Raw genomic sequence first — 14888 nt, 5'->3', positions numbered from 1 at the left:
GCCATGCAGTACAGCACCGACACCTCGTTGATCCACCCGTCCATCCTCAACAGTGACTTCATGGCGATCGGGGAGGAGCTCGACCGCATCGCCACCGCCGACGCCGCCCATGTCGACGTCATGGACAACCACTTCGTGCCGAACCTGACGTTCGGCCCGTCCATGGTGGAGCAGATCGTGCGCCGCAGCCCCATCCCCGTGGACGCCCACCTGATGATCGAGGACGCGGACCGCACCGCCCCCGAGTTCGCCGAAGCGGGCGCCCAGTCGGTGACGTTCCACCTGGAGGCGGCATCCGCGCCGATCCGCCTCGCCCGCGAACTGCGCCGCAAGAACGCTGCGGTCGGCGTGGCGCTGCGCCCCGCCACCCCGGTCGAATCGATCCTCGACTTCATCGGCGAGTTCGACATGCTGCTGATCATGACGGTGGAGCCCGGCTTCGGCGGCCAGTCGTTCATCGACTCGATGCTGCCGAAGATCCGTCGGGCCCGGCAGGCGATCAGCGAGAGCCACCTCAACGTCTCGATCCAGGTGGACGGCGGGGTCTCGAGGTCCACCATCGAACAGGCCGCTGACGCCGGCGCCAACGTGTTCGTCGCCGGCTCCGCGATCTACAGCGCGGCCGACGCCGCCGATGAGATCGCCACGCTGCGCTCCCTGGCCCGCGACCACACCGCCGCGCACCGCGGCGCCGGCTGCTGACGGCCGGCGCATGGATCTTCTGCGCTGGCTCTTCGACGCCCAGATCACCTTCCCCGGCGGACAGTTCATCCTGTTCCGCGAAGTCATCGGCAACGCCTTCGGGCTGCTGTCCGCGTTCGCCGGCATGCGCCGACGGGTGTGGGCGTGGCCCGTCGGCATCGCCGGCAACTTGCTGCTGCTGACCGTGTTCCTCGGCGCCGTGTTCGGCTCCCCGAACCCCGTCAATCTGCTCGGGCAGGCGTGCCGGCAGGCGATGTTCCTCATCGCCGCGATCTACGGGTGGAGCCAGTGGCGCGCCACCAAGATCGCGCACGGTGAAGCGGTCGCCCCCGATTGGGCCTCCTGGCGCACCCGCCTCGCCCTGGTCCTCACCTGGGCCGCCGGCGTCGCCGTGCTCACCCCCGTCTTCCGTGCGCTCGGCTCCTACGAGCCCGTGTGGGCGGACGCCTACATCTTCATGGGCTCCCTGCTCGCCACCTACGGGATGGCGAAGGGATGGGTCGAGTTCTGGCTGATCTGGGTGGCGGTCGACGTAGTCGGCGTGCCCCTGCTGTGGTCCGCCGGCTACTTCGCCAGCGCGTTCATGTACGTGTTCTACGGGGCGTTCACCCTGGTCGGCTTTTTCGTATGGTGGCGCATCCGTCACCGCCGGGACCGGGTCGATACGCTGTCCACGTGAAGAATTTCGAGACCCTGTTCGAGGAACTGCAGCGCAAAGCCGCCGAACGCCCGGAGGGCTCCGGCACCGTTCGGGAGCTCGACTCCGGTGTGCACGGCATCGGCAAGAAGATCGTGGAGGAGGCCGCCGAAGTGTGGATGGCCTGCGAATACGAGACCGATGACGATGCCGCCCTGGAGATCTCGCAGCTGCTGTACCACGTCCAGGTCATGATGGTGAAGAAGGGGATCAGTCTCGATGACGTCTACCGGAAGCTCTGAGCCGAAGCGCCTGCTGCGCATCGCCCTGCCGAACAAGGGCGCCCTGCATGAACCCGCCAGCGCACTCTTCGCCGAATCCGGGTACGTGCAGCGCTCCAGCTCGAAGGAACTGGTGCTGGTCGATGAGGCGAACGAGGTCGAGTTCTTCTTCCTTCGCCCCCGCGACATCGCAGTGTACGTCGGCACCGGCACGGTCGATGTCGGCATCACCGGTGAGGACATGCTGATGGACTCCGGCACCCCGGCAGATGTCCTCATGCGCCTCGGCTTCGCCGTGTCCACGTTCCGGTTCGCCGCTCCCCGCGACGTCCAGGACCCCCAGCTGGAGGGTGCGCGCATCGCCACCAGCTACGACCGACTCGTCACCGACCACCTGCAGGCCGCTGGGATCAGCGCCGAGGTGGTGCACCTGGACGGCGCTGTGGAGAGCTCCATCCAGCTCGGCATCGCCGACGTCATCGCCGACGTGGTCGAAACCGGCTCCACCCTGCGCGCAGCCGGCCTCGCCACCTTCGGCGACCCGATCGTCCGCAGCGAAGCGGTGCTCTTCTCCCGCCCGGGGCTCGACCTCGATCCTGCCCGCGCCCACACCCTCGAAGTGCTCCGGCGCCGCATCCGCGGTGTCCTCGTGGCCCGCGAGTACGTGCTGCTGGACTTCGACATCGCCGCGGAGAACCTCGACCGGGCAGTGGAGATCACCCCGGGGTTCGAATCCCCGACCGTGTCGCCGCTGCACGGACGCGACTGGTACGCCGTGAGGTCCATGGTGTCGCGCAGGGGCCTGAACGCTATGATGGATGAGCTCTACGAGGCCGGCGCCCGCGCCATCCTCGTCACCGACATCCAGGCCTGCAGGATCTGAATGCCCACCGCGTCGCCCATCCGCATCTTCCGCCCCCGCATCGCCCGCATCTACGCGCTTGCGATCGGCTCGGTCATGATGCTGGCGATGACCGTGATGGCGATCATCCTGCCGTACCCGCAGTTCGCGATCTCGGACCGGGTCGGCTTCCTCATCCTCGGTGCCATCATCTCCTGGTTCTGCTGGCGTCAGGCCAGTGTGTGCGTGAAGGCGGAACCGGACCGGGTGACGGTGCGGAACCTGTTCAGCACCACCCGCCTGGAATGGGCGCAGATCGTTGATCTCACGTTCATGGAGGGCGCACCGTGGGCGACCGCGAACCTCAACACCGGCGACACCCTCAGCCTGATGGCGTTCCAGCGCACCGACGGTGCCCGCGGCATCGCCGAAGCGAAGGAGTTCCAGGCGCTGCTCTACGAGAAGAGCGACCCGGCGTAGCGACCCGCGAGCGCCGGGTACAGGAACGCCCGCAAGTCCTCGGCGAACCCGCGTCCCATCGTGGACAGGCGCACGGGGCTCGAGCGCAGCTGATCGAGGAGCCCGTCGGCCCGCACCGCGATGACCTCCCGCCCGAGCGGCGCGAGCGCCTCCCGCACCTCCTGGTCGATCGGGGCGGCGAGGGCGTCGTCGGCCGCGAGCACCGGCAGGCCGACGGGAACGTGCGTGAACCGCTCCAGCACCGTGAGGGAATGGTGAGAGAGCCCGCGGTGGCGGGGACGCTGATCGGCTTCGCTGACGCGCAGGGCGTGGATCGCCCGGCCGTGCAGCGCGTGGGCCATGTTGATCGCTTCGGCGGCGTGGATGCCGGAGAAGCCCCAACGGGTGCCCGTGCCGAGGTTGCCGGGGCCCTGCACCGCGATGACAGCGTCGGCCTCCAGGACGTGCACCGCGGCGATGAGCGCTGACGGCAGCGAGACCGCCTCCCAGTCCCCGCCGAACGCCTGCCCAGTGGAGATGACGGAGGCGAGGTGGCCCGCGGCGCGCAGCTCAGCAGCGGCGCGGGAGAACTGCGCCGGCAGAGCCGCCCAGTCGGTGTGGATCGCGACGATGCGCGCGGCAGGGGCCTCGGCCCGGATGCCGGCGATGATCGCGGGCAGGCTCGAGTGCAGGTCCGCCACCACCACGGGGGTCCCGTGCAGGGAGTCGGCGGCATCGATCACGGTCGCATGGGGGCTCTCGGGGTCGTCGATCGCATCCACCATCATCTGCATCGGGGTGTAGCGGGCCTTCATCATGTGCCCGCCCAGCGGCGGATCGTCCTGCTGCGGCGCACCGTCAGCGGCGCCGCCAACGCCGGGCGAATCATCGAGCCGGGCCACAGCGAAGGCGTCGCCGCCGGTGCCGAGGCCGCGCCGCAGCGCGTTCGTGTTGAGAGCCAGGTGCTCCCCGGGGGAGACCTCGCCCAGCATGTCGGTGTAGACGAGGGCACGCACGTGCTCGCCGTCGACGTCCACGATCAGCTGCTGCACACCGGGCCAGCGCGTCCGTTCCTCGAGGACGCGCCCCGTCTCCCATCGGATCATGGACCCAGCCTAGATTACGCTGAGGGTATGCCGCCCACGAGCAATGTTGAGCGCGTCCTGTCGCTGATGATGACTCTCGCCTCCCGCCGCCGCGGCTTCACCCGTGCCGAACTGTTCGACCTCATCCCCGGCTATGACGGTGCACCCCGGACGGTGGCGCGCCAGTTCGAACGGGACCTGCAGCAGCTGCGTGCCGCCGGGTTCGCCGTCCAGCAGGGCTCTGAGCCGTTCGACCCGGCCACCGTCCGGTACTCAGCTCCCGCCGCGGACACGGACAGCGCCACCACCGCAGTCACCTTCACAGCGGCGCAGAAGCCCGTCATCGCCGCGGCGCTCTCTGCCTGGGACTCCAGCAGCACCGGCGGCATCGGTTCACGGATCCGCGCGAAGCTGCTGTCCCACGGCATTGAGCCCGCCACATCCCTCCTCGGCCGCACCGATCTGCGCTCCGCCCCCGCCGCCACCGCCCTGCTGGAGGCAGTGCTGGAGCGCCGCACCGCAGAGTTCGCGTACCGGACTCCTGGGGCCGCGTCCCCGCAGCGCCGCATCATCGAACCGTGGCTGGTCGGCGCCGCAGGCCCGGCCACCTACGTGTACGGGTTCGACCTCGACCGCCGAGCACCGCGCCTGTTCCGCCTGTCCCGCATCACCAGCACACCGAAGCTCGGGCGGGCCGCGGATGAGCCGCGCCCCGCGGCGATCACTCTGGAGGAGGTGCTCGCAGGCACCAGAGGTGACGACGCACCGGTCACGGTCCTCCTCGAAGTGGAGCCGTTCAAGGCGCTCACCCTGCGCGACCGCTTCCACGCGTCCGCTCACGAGCCCACCATCACCGGGATGATCCGCCCTACGGAGCTGCGCCGCGCCGTCCTCGCCGCGGCACCCTGGGTGCACCTGCCGGCGGGCGGCCCTGCGGCGGTCGAGGACATCCGCGCCATGGTGGCCCTCGTGCACACGCTGCACGAGGGCGAGGCCGACCTCACTCCCTCTCAGATCAGGACGCTGCCGAAACGGACACTGCCCAAGCAGCGCAGCCTCGCCACCGGCGCCACCGAGGCGGCGCGGCTCGCCGCCGAGGCGCAGTACGCCCAGCGCAATCCCGGTGCCGCTGTTGAGGACATGGCGGCGCACTTCGGGATCACTGAGGCGCAGCTGCAGGAGGATCTCACCGCTCTGATGTTCGTGGGCGACTACTCCGCCGGGTACAGCGACCTCATCGTCACCAGCAGTGAGGACGGCGTCCATGTGGAGCGCGCCGACGCCCTGCAGCGTCCGCTGACGCTGACGCCGCTGGATGCGTCAGCTCTTCTTCTCGGCCTCGACCTCGTGGACGCAGACGCGCTCGGCCTGGCCCCGTCGGCCGTGGCCTCCACGCGGAAGGTCCTCGCCTCGGTGGCGGGGGAGGGGTCGGTGCCTGCCGCAGAGGCGGGGGCGGGGCCGACGGCACCCAGCGATGACCGTCGGCGCATCGCTGAGATGCTGACCGACGCCCAGTCACGGCAGCGCCCCGTGGTGATCCGATACTCGCCGCCGGACGCGCGCGGCACATCGGTGCGGCGCATCCGTCCGCGCGGGGTGACAGTCGCGAACGGCGCCGCCTACGTCACCGCCTTCTGTGAGTCCGCGGGGGCCGAACGGCGCTTCCGCACCGACCGAATCGTGGAGGCGTGGGCCGACGCCGACGCCTCACCCGAACCCACCGCGATCGGCAGCGGCGCCCGCGAAGACGACGGCACCGATGCCGCCGTCGAGGCGGGGCTGCGCCCGTGGGAGAAGGCCGCACCGATCTGGCTGCGCCTGGATCCCGCAGCGCAGTGGATCCTCGAGGCGTTCACCGTCCGTGATGAGCGGCAGGTGCCGGGCGAGCAGGAGGTGATCGCGCGGATCACCTCGTCCTCGCAGCAGGCGATCGTCACCGCGGTGCTGGAAGCGGCCGGGGCAGCCGAAGCGCTGCACCCGCCGGAGCTGAGGGAGCGCATCCGCCGGGTTTCCGAGAGCGTGATCGGTGCCGCGACGCTGTAAGCTGACAGCCGCAGTCCCTTCTCCTCGCCTGTGCGAGCATAGGGGCACTGCAACACCTGCTCGACAACAAGTGGAGAATCAATCATGGGTCCCAAGAGTCCGTGGATCATCGGCGGTCTGATCGTCCTGGCCATCCTGCTGTTCGGTGCCGGCAAGCTGCCGAGCCTCGCGCGCAACCTGGGTCAGTCCATGCGCATCTTCAAGAGTGAGGTCGAGGAGCTGCGCAACGACGATGAGCGCCGCGGCCCCAACGCCGCCAAGGACGACGCCGTCCGCGACGGCGACCAGGTTGTGGAGCGTGAGCGCACCCGCGAGTACGATCCCCGCTCCGAGCGCACCGTGGAGACCGAGCGGGTTCAGACGCGTCGGGAGGACGACGACCTCCGTCGCTGAACCCCACAACTGTTGACATGCTTCTCGGGCCCGGCCTCATGGTCGGGCCCGAGAGGAGATGAAGGATGGCCTGAGGCGTGGCGAAGAACGCGAAGCCGAAGAAGCAGAGAACACCGAAGAACCCCGAAGGGCGGATGACGCTCGGTGAGCACCTCCTTGAGCTGCGCAACCGACTGCTCATCAGCGCCGCGGCGGTCCTCGTGTGCGCCATCGCCGGCTGGTGGATCTACTACCCGGTCTTCGATGCCATCTACCACCCGTTCGCGCAGCTCGCGAAGGACGGGTACAACGTCAACCTCAACTTCGGCGGCATCGGCACCACTCTTGAGGTGCACATCCGTCTGGCCGTCTACATCGGCCTGGGCCTGGCGAGCCCCATCGTCCTGTACCAGATCTGGCGGTTCATCACGCCGGGTCTGCACACGAACGAGAAGAAGTACGCCATCGGCTTCGTCGGCGCCTCCGCGCCGCTGTTCCTGATCGGCTGCGCCGCCGGATACTTCGCCACCACCAAGCTGGTTCCCGTGCTGCTGGGCTTCCGCCCCAATTCGGAGGTCTCACAGCTGGTGGAGTTCGGGATGTACCTGGATCTCGTCATCAAGGTGGTCCTCGCGTTCGGGCTGGCGTTCATCTATCCGGTGCTTCTGGTGGCCCTCAACATGGTCGGGGTCCTGCCGGCCCGCACGATGATCAAGGGCTGGCGCTGGGCGATCTTCCTATCGTTCGTGTTCGTGGCCGTCCTGGTGCCGACCCCGGACCCGATCACCCTGATCGCGATGTCCGTGCCGCTGATCATCCTGTTCTTCGCCGCTGTCGGCATCTCGGCCGTCAACGACCGCCGCCGTGCCAAGCGCGAAGCCGCGCTGGAGGCGGACCTGGACGCCGGCACCGCGTCCACCATTGTGGACGCCCCCGCTCCCATCGATCTCCCGGAGTCTGTGGAGGACTCCTACCGGGAGTCGGACCGGTGAGCCGGTTGCGCGTCGGCCTGCTGACGAACCCCACCGCCGCTTCCGGCTCCGCCGGCCGCATCGGCCGCCGAGTCCACCATCTGCTGACGATGGCGGGCCTGTCCGTCGTGGACCTCTCCGGCCCCAGCGCCGAGGTCGCCCGTTTGCGCGTGCAGGACGTCGCCCACGACCTCGCCGCCCTCGTCGTCGTCGGCGGTGACGGCACCGTCGCCCTCGGCGCCTCCATCGTCGCGGACACCCCCGTCCGCCTCGGCATCGTGCCCGCCGGATCCGGCAACGACCTCGCCCGCGCGCTCGGCCTTCCCATCGGCGATGCGGACGAAGCGGTCCGCATCCTCCTGCACGCCCTCTCCCGCCCCGTCACTCCGATCGACGCGATCGCGGTGACCTGCGATGAGTGCGACCAGGTCTCCCTCGCCGTCGGCAACGTCAACCTCGGCTTCGATGCCCGCGTCAACGCCCGCGCTGCCGTCTCCGCGGCGCCCCGGGCTCTGCGGTACCCGTCGGCGGTGCTGCGCGAAGCGCTCACCTACGGCACGTTCGACTACTGGATCGAAGTGGACGGCGGGGAGCGGCAGGAGATCACCTCCCCGCTGATCGCACTGTGCAACTCCGGCGCCATGGGCGGCGGCCTGCGTCTCTCCCCTCAGTCCGACCCGTTCGACGGCCGCCTCGAACTCGCCGTGGTCTCGCCTCTCAGCCGCGCGCGCCTGCTGCGGCTGCTGCCCCGCGTGTACCGCGGAACCCACATCGACCGTCCTGAGTTCCGCACCATCCCCGTCACCGAGTCACTCCGCATCGGGCTGCAGGACACCGCCGCCGCCAGCGGGGCGGTGCTGCGCGCCTTCTCCGACGGCGAACCCCGCTGCTTCCTGCCGATGAACGCACGGCTGAAGAAGGGCGCGGTGCGGATCCTCGTGGAGCAGGAGACCTGATGAGCACCCGCCGCGAATTCCTCGACCGCTTCAGCTTCGACCTCGACCCGTTCCAGATCGACGGCATGGACGCCATCGACCGCGGCTCCTCCGTCGTGGTGGCGGCGCCGACGGGTGCCGGCAAGACCATCGTCGGCGAATACGCCGTGCACCGCGCCATCTCCCAAGGCGTGAAGGTGTTCTACACCGCGCCGATCAAGGCGCTGTCGAACCAGAAGCATCAGGAGCTGGTGGAGTGGCTCGGGCACGACCGGGTCGGCCTCATCACCGGCGACACCTCCATCAACCCCATGGCGGACGTGGTCGTGATGACCACCGAGATCCTCCGCAACATGATGTACGCCGACTCCCCAGCGCTGATGGACCTCGGGTTCGTCGTGATGGACGAGGTCCACTACCTCGCCGACCGGTTCCGCGGCCCCGTGTGGGAGGAGCTGATCATCCACCTGCCGCGCACCGTGGCGCTGGTCGCCCTGTCCGCGACCGTGTCCAACATTGAGGAGTTCGGGGCCTGGGTCGATGAGGTGCGCGGCACCACCGAAGTGATCGTGTCGGACCGTCGCCCCGTGCCGCTGTGGCAGCACGTCCTGTTCGACCACGACCTGGTCGACGTCTTCCTCGACCTCGACGGCAACCCGACACCCGCCCACGGTCCCGAGGTCAACACCCGCTACCGGGAGATCAACCCCGCGCTGCAGCGCCTCGGCGGACACGAGCGCCCCGTGTACCGGGGAAGGAATCGGAAGGGCCGCGGCTCCTTCCGCGAGCGCCGCCACGAGCAGCGGATGCGTCCGCGAGGCATGAGCAGAGCGGACATCGTCCACGCCCTCGCCGAAGCGGACCTGCTGCCGGCGATCTTCTTCATCTTCTCCCGCGCGGGCTGCGATCAGGCGGTGGGGCAGCTGATGCGCGCCAACGTGGAGCTGACCACGCCGGAGGAGCGCCGACGCATCCGGGCCGCCTTCCGCGCCCGCTTCGCCGACCTCGCCGGGCCTGACGCCGACGCCCTCGGCATGCACCGCATCGAACGAGCCGCCCTCGCCGGTGTCGCCTCCCACCATGCCGGGCAGCTGCCGATGGTGAAGACGATCGTGGAGGACCTGTTCGCCGAGGGCCTCATCAAGCTGGTGTTCGCCACCGAGACCCTGGCGCTCGGCATCAACATGCCGGCCCGCACAGTGGTGCTGGACCAGTTGAAGAAGTTCAACGGCACCGAGCACGCCCCCATCACCCCGGGGGAGTACACGCAGCTGACGGGCCGCGCGGGTCGCCGCGGCATCGACACGGAGGGCCACGCGGTGGTCGCCGTCATGAACTCCACGTCCGCGCAGGAGGTGGCGGGTCTGGCGTCCAAGCGCACCTACCCGCTGAAGTCGGCGTTCCGCCCCACGTACAACATGACGGTGAACCTGCTGGACCGGTTCAACCTCGAGGACGCCCGCGACACCCTCGACAGTTCGTTCGCGCAGTTCCAGACGGACCGCAGCGTCGTCTCCCAGGCGCGCCGTGCCCGCGATCTGGAGGAGACCGCGGAGCAGTACCGCCAGGCGATCACCTGCGAGCAGGGCGACATCGTCGAGTACGCGGACCTGCTGGAGCAGATCTCCGAACGGGAGAAGGCGCTCGGTCGGGACCGCGCGGAGCGGGAGCGCACCCGTGCGCGCCAGGCGGTGAAGAAACTGCGCCGCGGTGACATCGTGCAGCTGCCCGGTGGTCGCCGCCAGGGCTACGGCGTGGTGATCTGGAACGAGCGCCGCGTGGACGGCCCCCACATCACCGCCGTCACCACCGACGGTCAGTTCCGCGAGTACCGGGCGGATGACTTCCGCACCCGGCCCGCGGTGATCGGCACGATGCGCACCGCTGACCCGGACCGTCTGCGGGCGGCGAAGGTGCGGCGCGACACCGGCGCCGCGCTGAAGAAGCAGCTCGCGGGGCACGGTGCGGCAGCGCGCCCGCCGAAGCGCGAACCGTCCACCGCCGCTGAGGATACGGTGCTGCTGGAGCTGCGGTCCCGCCTGCGGGAGCACCCCTGCCATTCCTGCGAGGACATCGACGCGCACATGCGGTGGATCTCCCGCTACCGCAAGGCCGCCCGCCAGCGCGACAAGGCGCTGCGGTCGATCACGCAGCGCACCTCCTACCTGGCGCGGGAGTTCGATCGGGTGCTCGAGGTGCTCCATGCCCTCGGCTATGTGGAACGCGCCGATAACGGCTCCACACGGATCACTGACAAGGGGCATCTGCTGGAGCGGATCTTCTCCGACCGCGACCTCGTGATCTGCGAGGGCATCACCGAGGGGGTGTTCACGGGCCTGAAGCCGCCGATGCTGGCCGCTGTCGCCTCGTCCCTCTGCTACGAGCCGCGCCGGGACGACTCTGCGCCGGAGGAGATCGCCGACCGTGCATTCGGCCGTGCTCTGCACGCCCTCGGCGTGCTGACCGACCAGATCAACGCCCAGGAGCGGCCCCGCGGACTCGACGTCACCCAGGAGCCGTGCGCCACGATGGCCGGCGCGGTGCATCGGTGGGCACTGGGTCAGGGCTTCGCGTCATCGGTAGGGGAGATGGGCGCCGCGCCGGGCGACTTCGTGCGCCACGTGCGGCAGGTGATCGACCTGCTGGAGCACATGGAGCACATCGGAGGCTCCGATGACGCCCTGACCGTTGCCGTCACCGCCCGCCAGGCGCGCTCGCTGCTGCAGCGCGGCATCGTCGCCCAGGATATGTGAGGAGAGCCCATGCCCCTTCTGCTGCTCGACATCGTTCTGTACAGCTCGGACGACCCCGAAGCGAGCGCCGTCCTCATCGACGACGGCGTCATCGCCTGGACCGGCCCCGCTTCCACGGCGCGCGCCCTGTTCACCGGCACACCCGCGATTCGGGCCGACGGGTGCCTGGTCTCCCCGTCGTTCGTGGACGCCCTGCCGGTGGGCCGCACCATCGCCGGTCGTTCCGGCGCCTCCGCCGAGGGCCACGAGGACCCGTCGGTCCCCGCCGCCGGCGACGGGTACGCCGCGCCGCGGGCCGCGCTCGGCATCACCGATGTGGGCCCCGCCGCCTCCGGCCGCGGCATGCAGGACGGGGTGCGCATCATCGTGCCGATGATCGACATCGCGGTGGACTACCTCGCGGAGGCCTCCGGCGGCACCGCCATCGCGTTCGGCTCCGGAGGGGAGGACGGCTCACCCTGGCGCTGGGTGCGCGCCGCCAGCATCGACGCTGACCCTGACAAGCGCATCTCCGAAAGGGCCGCGTTCCTCGCCGCTACCCGCGGCGGCCGCCGCCTCCTCGGGCAGCACCATCCCGGGTCCCTGAACCCGGGCGCGCCCGCTGACCTGGTGGTGTGGGAGCCGTGGGACCTGACGGTCCGCGGCAATGACGAACGCATCCAGACCTGGTCCACGGACCCCCGCTCCCGCACCCCGATGCTGCCGGACCTCACCGACGGCGAACCGCGCGCCCTGCTCACCATGAAGGACGGCGAGGTCGTGTTCGATGCCGGGGAGCTCGACGCCCCCCAGGCACTGGAGCCGGGGGAGTGACCTCCCGCCCCACCTCGCTGCGCACCCCCGGCGGCGTCGCCATGATCCTCGCGGCCGTCGGCGGGGTCCTGTTCAGCCAGTCGTTCCCACCCGCGGACCTGTGGTTCCTGCTGCCGGTGGCGATCGGTCTGCTCGTCATCGCCTCCCACACGGAGCGCCGGTCGATCGCTGCAGTGGTCGCCATCGTGTTCGGGGTGTGCGCCTTCCTCCCGCTGTTCGCGTGGGCGAACATCTACGCCGGGCTCGGACCATGGGCGGCACTGGCGGTGTTCGAAGCCTGCTACCTGCTGCTGTTCGCCCTCGGTTCCCGCGCGGTCCTCGCCCGCTGGGGCCACGGGCTGCTGCCCGCCCTTGCGATCGGTGTGCTGTGGGCGGGCACCGAAGCGGTCCGCTCGCATGTGCCGTGGGGCGGCCTGCCGTGGGCGGCGTCGGCGTTCTCCCTCGCCCATTCGCCGCTGCTGAACCTCGGCCCGTGGATCGGGGTGCCGGGGCTCGCCGTCGTGCTCGGCTGGATGGGGGCCGCGGTCGCGTCCTGTCTGCTGGGGCTCGCCGGTCGCCGCCGTGACCGCCTCGACGGGCTCGGGGCTCTCCTGCCGCTGCTGACGGCAGCTCTGGTCATCGCGGCATCCGTGGTGGTGCCGCTTCCGCGGAATCCGTCGGCCACCGAGCCGCGCAGCCTTGCGGTCACCGCGGTGCAGGGCAACGTGAAGCCGCCGCCACCGGGCTCGTACTACCTGCCGGAGGAGATGTTCGACAACCATGTCGCGGCGACCCGGACCGCGCTGTCCAACAGCGGAGCAGCAGCGTCCGGGACCCGGCCCGCGCATGAGCCGGACCTCGTGGTGTGGCCGGAGGACTCCACCGGCTGGAACGCGCCTTCGCAGCCGTCCCGCATGGCTCAGGTCGCCGACCTCTCCCGGCAGGCCGGTGCACCCATCCTCATCGGCGCGCAGGTGCCGCACGGCCGCGACAACCGCAGGAACATGGCGATCCTCGTGGACGAGAACGGCCCCACCGCCCAGCAGTACGCGAAGCGCCACCCCGTGCCCTTCGGGGAGTACATTCCGGCGCGCGGGTTCTTCTCCCGCATCACCGACAAGGTCGAACTCGTCGCCACCGACATGGTCGCCGGCAGTGAAGTCGGGGTGATGCAGGTTGCGGGGGCACCCGTCGGCGTCCTCATCTGCTTCGAGATCGCCTACGAGAACCTTGTCCAGGACGTCGTCGCCGATGATGCACAGATGATCGTGGTGCAGTCCAACAACGCGCTGTTCGGCGACTCCGACGAAGCGATCCAGCAGCTCGCCGAAGCGAAGGTGATGGCGGTGGTCTCCGGCCGCTCAGTGGTGCACATCTCCACCGTGGGGCACTCCGCCGTGTTCACCCCGAACGGCCGCACCATCGCCTCCCTTGACCATTGGGTCGCCGGGTCGATGCAGGCGGATGTTCCCCTGCACACCGGCATCACCCCGGCGATGCGGTTCGGCACCCTGATCCGGTGGGCTCCCGTGGTCGGCTCCGCCGCCGTCCTCGTGCTGCTCGCCCTTATTCCGGAGCGCAGCCCCGCCCCCGCACAGCCCTCACGCACGATGCCCCCACGCAGGAGGAAGACCCGATGAGGACCATCATCGTCACCCCCACATTCAACGAACGCGAGGCCCTGCCGGGCACCCTGCGCCGCCTGCTGACCGCGCTGCCGCACGTGGACGCCCTCATCGTGGACGACGGCTCACCCGATGGAACCGGCACCTGGGCCGAACAGGAAGCGCTGCGCGATGAGGCCGCCGAGGGCCGCCGACGGATCCATGTCCTGCACCGGGCCAGCAAACAGGGCCTGGGCCCCGCCTACCTGGAGGGATTCGCGTGGGCGCTGGAGCGCGGCTACGAGGTCATCGGTGAAATGGACGCAGACGCCTCCCACCGCCCCGAGCAGCTGCATCGGCTCCTCGATGCCGTGGACGCCGGCGCGGACCTCGCCATCGGGTCACGGTGGGTGCCGGGCGGGCGCGTGCACAACTGGCCGGCGCACCGGGAGGTGCTGTCCCGCGGCGCCAATATCTACGCACGCCTCATGCTCGGCCTGTCCGTTCACGACGCCACCGCGGGATTCCGAGCATTCCGCGCCGACCTGCTGCGCACTGTCCTGGCCGGGGATGCGGTCGCGTCCCAGGGGTACTGCTTCCAGGTCGACATGACGCGTCGTGCCGACGGTGCCGGGGCCCGCATCGTGGAGGTCCCGATCGACTTCGATGAGCGCACCGAGGGCGCTTCGAAGATGAGCTCCGCGATCGTCCGCGAGGCGCTCGTTCGGGTCACTCAGTGGGGCGCGGCCCATCATGGGCGTCGCCTCCAGGCCACGGTGGGAGGATGGGCCGACCGTATCGTCCAGGCCCGAAGGAGTCGACGGTGAAAGAGAAGGCAATGTCCCTGCTGCCGCTGTGGATTCTGCTGATCGGCCTGGCGGAGCTCGCGATCCTGATCGCGATCGGGGTCAACACGAGCTTCTGGTGGCCGGTTCTCATCGTGGTGATCGGCTGGCTGATCGGCATCGCCCTGCTGGTGCTGGCCACGCAGCAGTCGATGAGTCGCCTCGGTGCGCTGATCCGCACGCTGCGCGACGGCTCCCGTTCCTCCTCGCGCCGGTCCCGTCCCGTGTTCACTCTGATGGCGGCGCTGCTGTTCTTCTTCCCCGGTATCCTCACGGACCTGGCGGGCCTCGCTCTGCTGTTGACCCCGGTGCAGGACTCCGCAATGAAGAAGGCGGGCCTGGGGTCCGCGAATCGTCGGCAGCTGTTCTTCCGGGGCCGCGGCGGGGTGATCGAGGGGGAGATCGTGGTGACCTCGGATGACCGGGCGTCCTCCACTGGGTCGCATGCGGCAACGCAGACGCCGCCCCCGATGATCGAGGGCGGCGTGGTGCGTGAGAAGGGGGAGGACCCCCGCGCCTGAGGCTGCGGACCGCGTGCGCATCTCAGCGTGCGCGGAGCCTCACAGCG

At 69.9% G+C, this 14888-nt stretch carries 15 protein-coding genes; 14 read left to right on the top strand and 1 reads right to left on the bottom strand.

Annotated features, from left to right (window positions below; all coding sequences use genetic code 11):
• Nucleotides 1-3: 3 nt before the first annotated feature.
• Genes rpe through R3I40_RS05020 form a run of 5 tightly spaced genes read left to right on the top strand, consistent with a single transcriptional unit; the run spans nucleotide 4 to nucleotide 2941 of the window.
• Nucleotides 4-702 carry a ribulose-phosphate 3-epimerase gene (gene rpe / locus R3I40_RS05040; RefSeq protein ID WP_239375847.1) on the top strand — a complete coding sequence of 233 codons (699 nt, stop codon included), beginning with the start codon at nucleotides 4-6 and terminating at the stop codon, nucleotides 700-702.
• A gap of 10 nt (nucleotides 703-712) precedes the next feature.
• Nucleotides 713-1381, top strand: a complete 669-nt coding sequence (gene pnuC / locus R3I40_RS05035; RefSeq protein ID WP_285261608.1) for a nicotinamide riboside transporter PnuC — start codon at nucleotides 713-715, stop codon at nucleotides 1379-1381.
• Nucleotides 1378-1641, top strand: a complete 264-nt coding sequence (locus tag R3I40_RS05030; RefSeq protein WP_183374480.1) for a phosphoribosyl-ATP diphosphatase — start codon at nucleotides 1378-1380, stop codon at nucleotides 1639-1641. The genes pnuC and R3I40_RS05030 overlap by 4 nt, the downstream gene beginning before the upstream one ends.
• A 10-nt stretch (nucleotides 1642-1651) precedes the next feature.
• Nucleotides 1652-2503, top strand: a complete 852-nt coding sequence (gene hisG, locus R3I40_RS05025) for an ATP phosphoribosyltransferase (RefSeq protein WP_183375331.1) — start codon at nucleotides 1652-1654, stop codon at nucleotides 2501-2503.
• Nucleotides 2504-2941 (top strand): PH domain-containing protein, encoded by a 438-nt coding sequence (locus R3I40_RS05020; protein WP_285261607.1) that lies wholly within the window; start codon nucleotides 2504-2506, stop codon nucleotides 2939-2941. It begins immediately after the preceding gene.
• Here R3I40_RS05020 and R3I40_RS05015 read toward each other — a convergent pair.
• Nucleotides 2917-4026, bottom strand: coding sequence for a DUF3866 family protein (locus R3I40_RS05015; RefSeq protein WP_259922946.1), 1110 nt, complete (start codon nucleotides 4024-4026; stop codon nucleotides 2917-2919). The genes R3I40_RS05020 and R3I40_RS05015 overlap by 25 nt on opposite strands.
• 27 nt (nucleotides 4027-4053) lie before the next feature.
• Here R3I40_RS05015 and R3I40_RS05010 point away from each other — a divergent pair, with 27 nt between their 5' ends.
• From R3I40_RS05010 to R3I40_RS04970, 9 genes are all read left to right on the top strand, one after another.
• On the top strand, nucleotides 4054-6048 hold the full coding sequence (locus R3I40_RS05010; RefSeq protein ID WP_285261606.1) for a WYL domain-containing protein: 1995 nt from the start codon (nucleotides 4054-4056) through the stop codon (nucleotides 6046-6048).
• An 84-nt stretch (nucleotides 6049-6132) separates the two neighbouring features.
• Nucleotides 6133-6441 (top strand): Sec-independent protein translocase subunit TatA, encoded by a 309-nt coding sequence (locus R3I40_RS05005; RefSeq protein ID WP_183374472.1) that lies wholly within the window; start codon nucleotides 6133-6135, stop codon nucleotides 6439-6441.
• Between the two features lie 77 nt (nucleotides 6442-6518).
• Entirely contained in the window at nucleotides 6519-7412 is an 894-nt protein-coding gene (gene tatC, locus R3I40_RS05000; RefSeq protein WP_239375296.1) for a twin-arginine translocase subunit TatC, read from the top strand.
• Complete coding sequence (locus R3I40_RS04995; RefSeq protein ID WP_285261605.1) at nucleotides 7409-8347, top strand: diacylglycerol/lipid kinase family protein; 939 nt, start codon at nucleotides 7409-7411, stop codon at nucleotides 8345-8347. Before tatC ends, R3I40_RS04995 begins: the two co-directional genes overlap by 4 nt.
• On the top strand, nucleotides 8347-11079 hold the full coding sequence (locus R3I40_RS04990; RefSeq protein WP_239375302.1) for a DEAD/DEAH box helicase: 2733 nt from the start codon (nucleotides 8347-8349) through the stop codon (nucleotides 11077-11079). The genes R3I40_RS04995 and R3I40_RS04990 overlap by 1 nt, the downstream gene beginning before the upstream one ends.
• A 9-nt stretch (nucleotides 11080-11088) precedes the next feature.
• Complete coding sequence (locus R3I40_RS04985; RefSeq protein ID WP_183374466.1) at nucleotides 11089-11892, top strand: amidohydrolase family protein; 804 nt, start codon at nucleotides 11089-11091, stop codon at nucleotides 11890-11892.
• Nucleotides 11889-13511 carry an apolipoprotein N-acyltransferase gene (gene lnt, locus R3I40_RS04980; protein WP_285261604.1) on the top strand — a complete coding sequence of 541 codons (1623 nt, stop codon included), beginning with the start codon at nucleotides 11889-11891 and terminating at the stop codon, nucleotides 13509-13511. Before R3I40_RS04985 ends, lnt begins: the two co-directional genes overlap by 4 nt.
• On the top strand, nucleotides 13508-14302 hold the full coding sequence (locus R3I40_RS04975) for a polyprenol monophosphomannose synthase (protein ID WP_183374462.1): 795 nt from the start codon (nucleotides 13508-13510) through the stop codon (nucleotides 14300-14302). Before lnt ends, R3I40_RS04975 begins: the two co-directional genes overlap by 4 nt.
• On the top strand, nucleotides 14299-14841 hold the full coding sequence (locus R3I40_RS04970; RefSeq protein ID WP_183374460.1) for an FxsA family protein: 543 nt from the start codon (nucleotides 14299-14301) through the stop codon (nucleotides 14839-14841). Before R3I40_RS04975 ends, R3I40_RS04970 begins: the two co-directional genes overlap by 4 nt.
• The last annotated feature ends 47 nt before the right edge of the window (nucleotides 14842-14888 follow it).

This window comes from Helcobacillus massiliensis, from assembly GCF_033106145.1.
GTDB classification, from domain to species: Bacteria; Actinomycetota; Actinomycetes; order Actinomycetales; family Dermabacteraceae; genus Helcobacillus; species Helcobacillus massiliensis.
The sequence above is the reverse complement of the archived record's forward strand: the minus strand, read 5'-3'. Positions and strand labels throughout refer to the sequence as shown.

What these genes read in the sequence shown, in the direction of transcription:
- R3I40_RS04990 (WP_239375302.1), top strand. Translation starts at nt 8,347, where the DNA reads ATGAGCACCCGCCGCGAATTCCTCGACCGCTTCAGCTTCGACCTCGAC.
- rpe (WP_239375847.1), top strand. Translation starts at nt 4, where the DNA reads ATGCAGTACAGCACCGACACCTCGTTGATCCACCCGTCCATCCTCAAC.
- R3I40_RS05005 (WP_183374472.1), top strand. Translation starts at nt 6,133, where the DNA reads ATGGGTCCCAAGAGTCCGTGGATCATCGGCGGTCTGATCGTCCTGGCC.
- R3I40_RS05020 (WP_285261607.1), top strand. Translation starts at nt 2,504, where the DNA reads ATGCCCACCGCGTCGCCCATCCGCATCTTCCGCCCCCGCATCGCCCGC.
- R3I40_RS04985 (WP_183374466.1), top strand. Translation starts at nt 11,089, where the DNA reads ATGCCCCTTCTGCTGCTCGACATCGTTCTGTACAGCTCGGACGACCCC.
- R3I40_RS04975 (WP_183374462.1), top strand. Translation starts at nt 13,508, where the DNA reads ATGAGGACCATCATCGTCACCCCCACATTCAACGAACGCGAGGCCCTG.
- R3I40_RS05015 (WP_259922946.1), bottom strand. Translation starts at nt 4,026, where the DNA reads ATGATCCGATGGGAGACGGGGCGCGTCCTCGAGGAACGGACGCGCTGG.
- R3I40_RS05010 (WP_285261606.1), top strand. Translation starts at nt 4,054, where the DNA reads ATGCCGCCCACGAGCAATGTTGAGCGCGTCCTGTCGCTGATGATGACT.
- pnuC (WP_285261608.1), top strand. Translation starts at nt 713, where the DNA reads ATGGATCTTCTGCGCTGGCTCTTCGACGCCCAGATCACCTTCCCCGGC.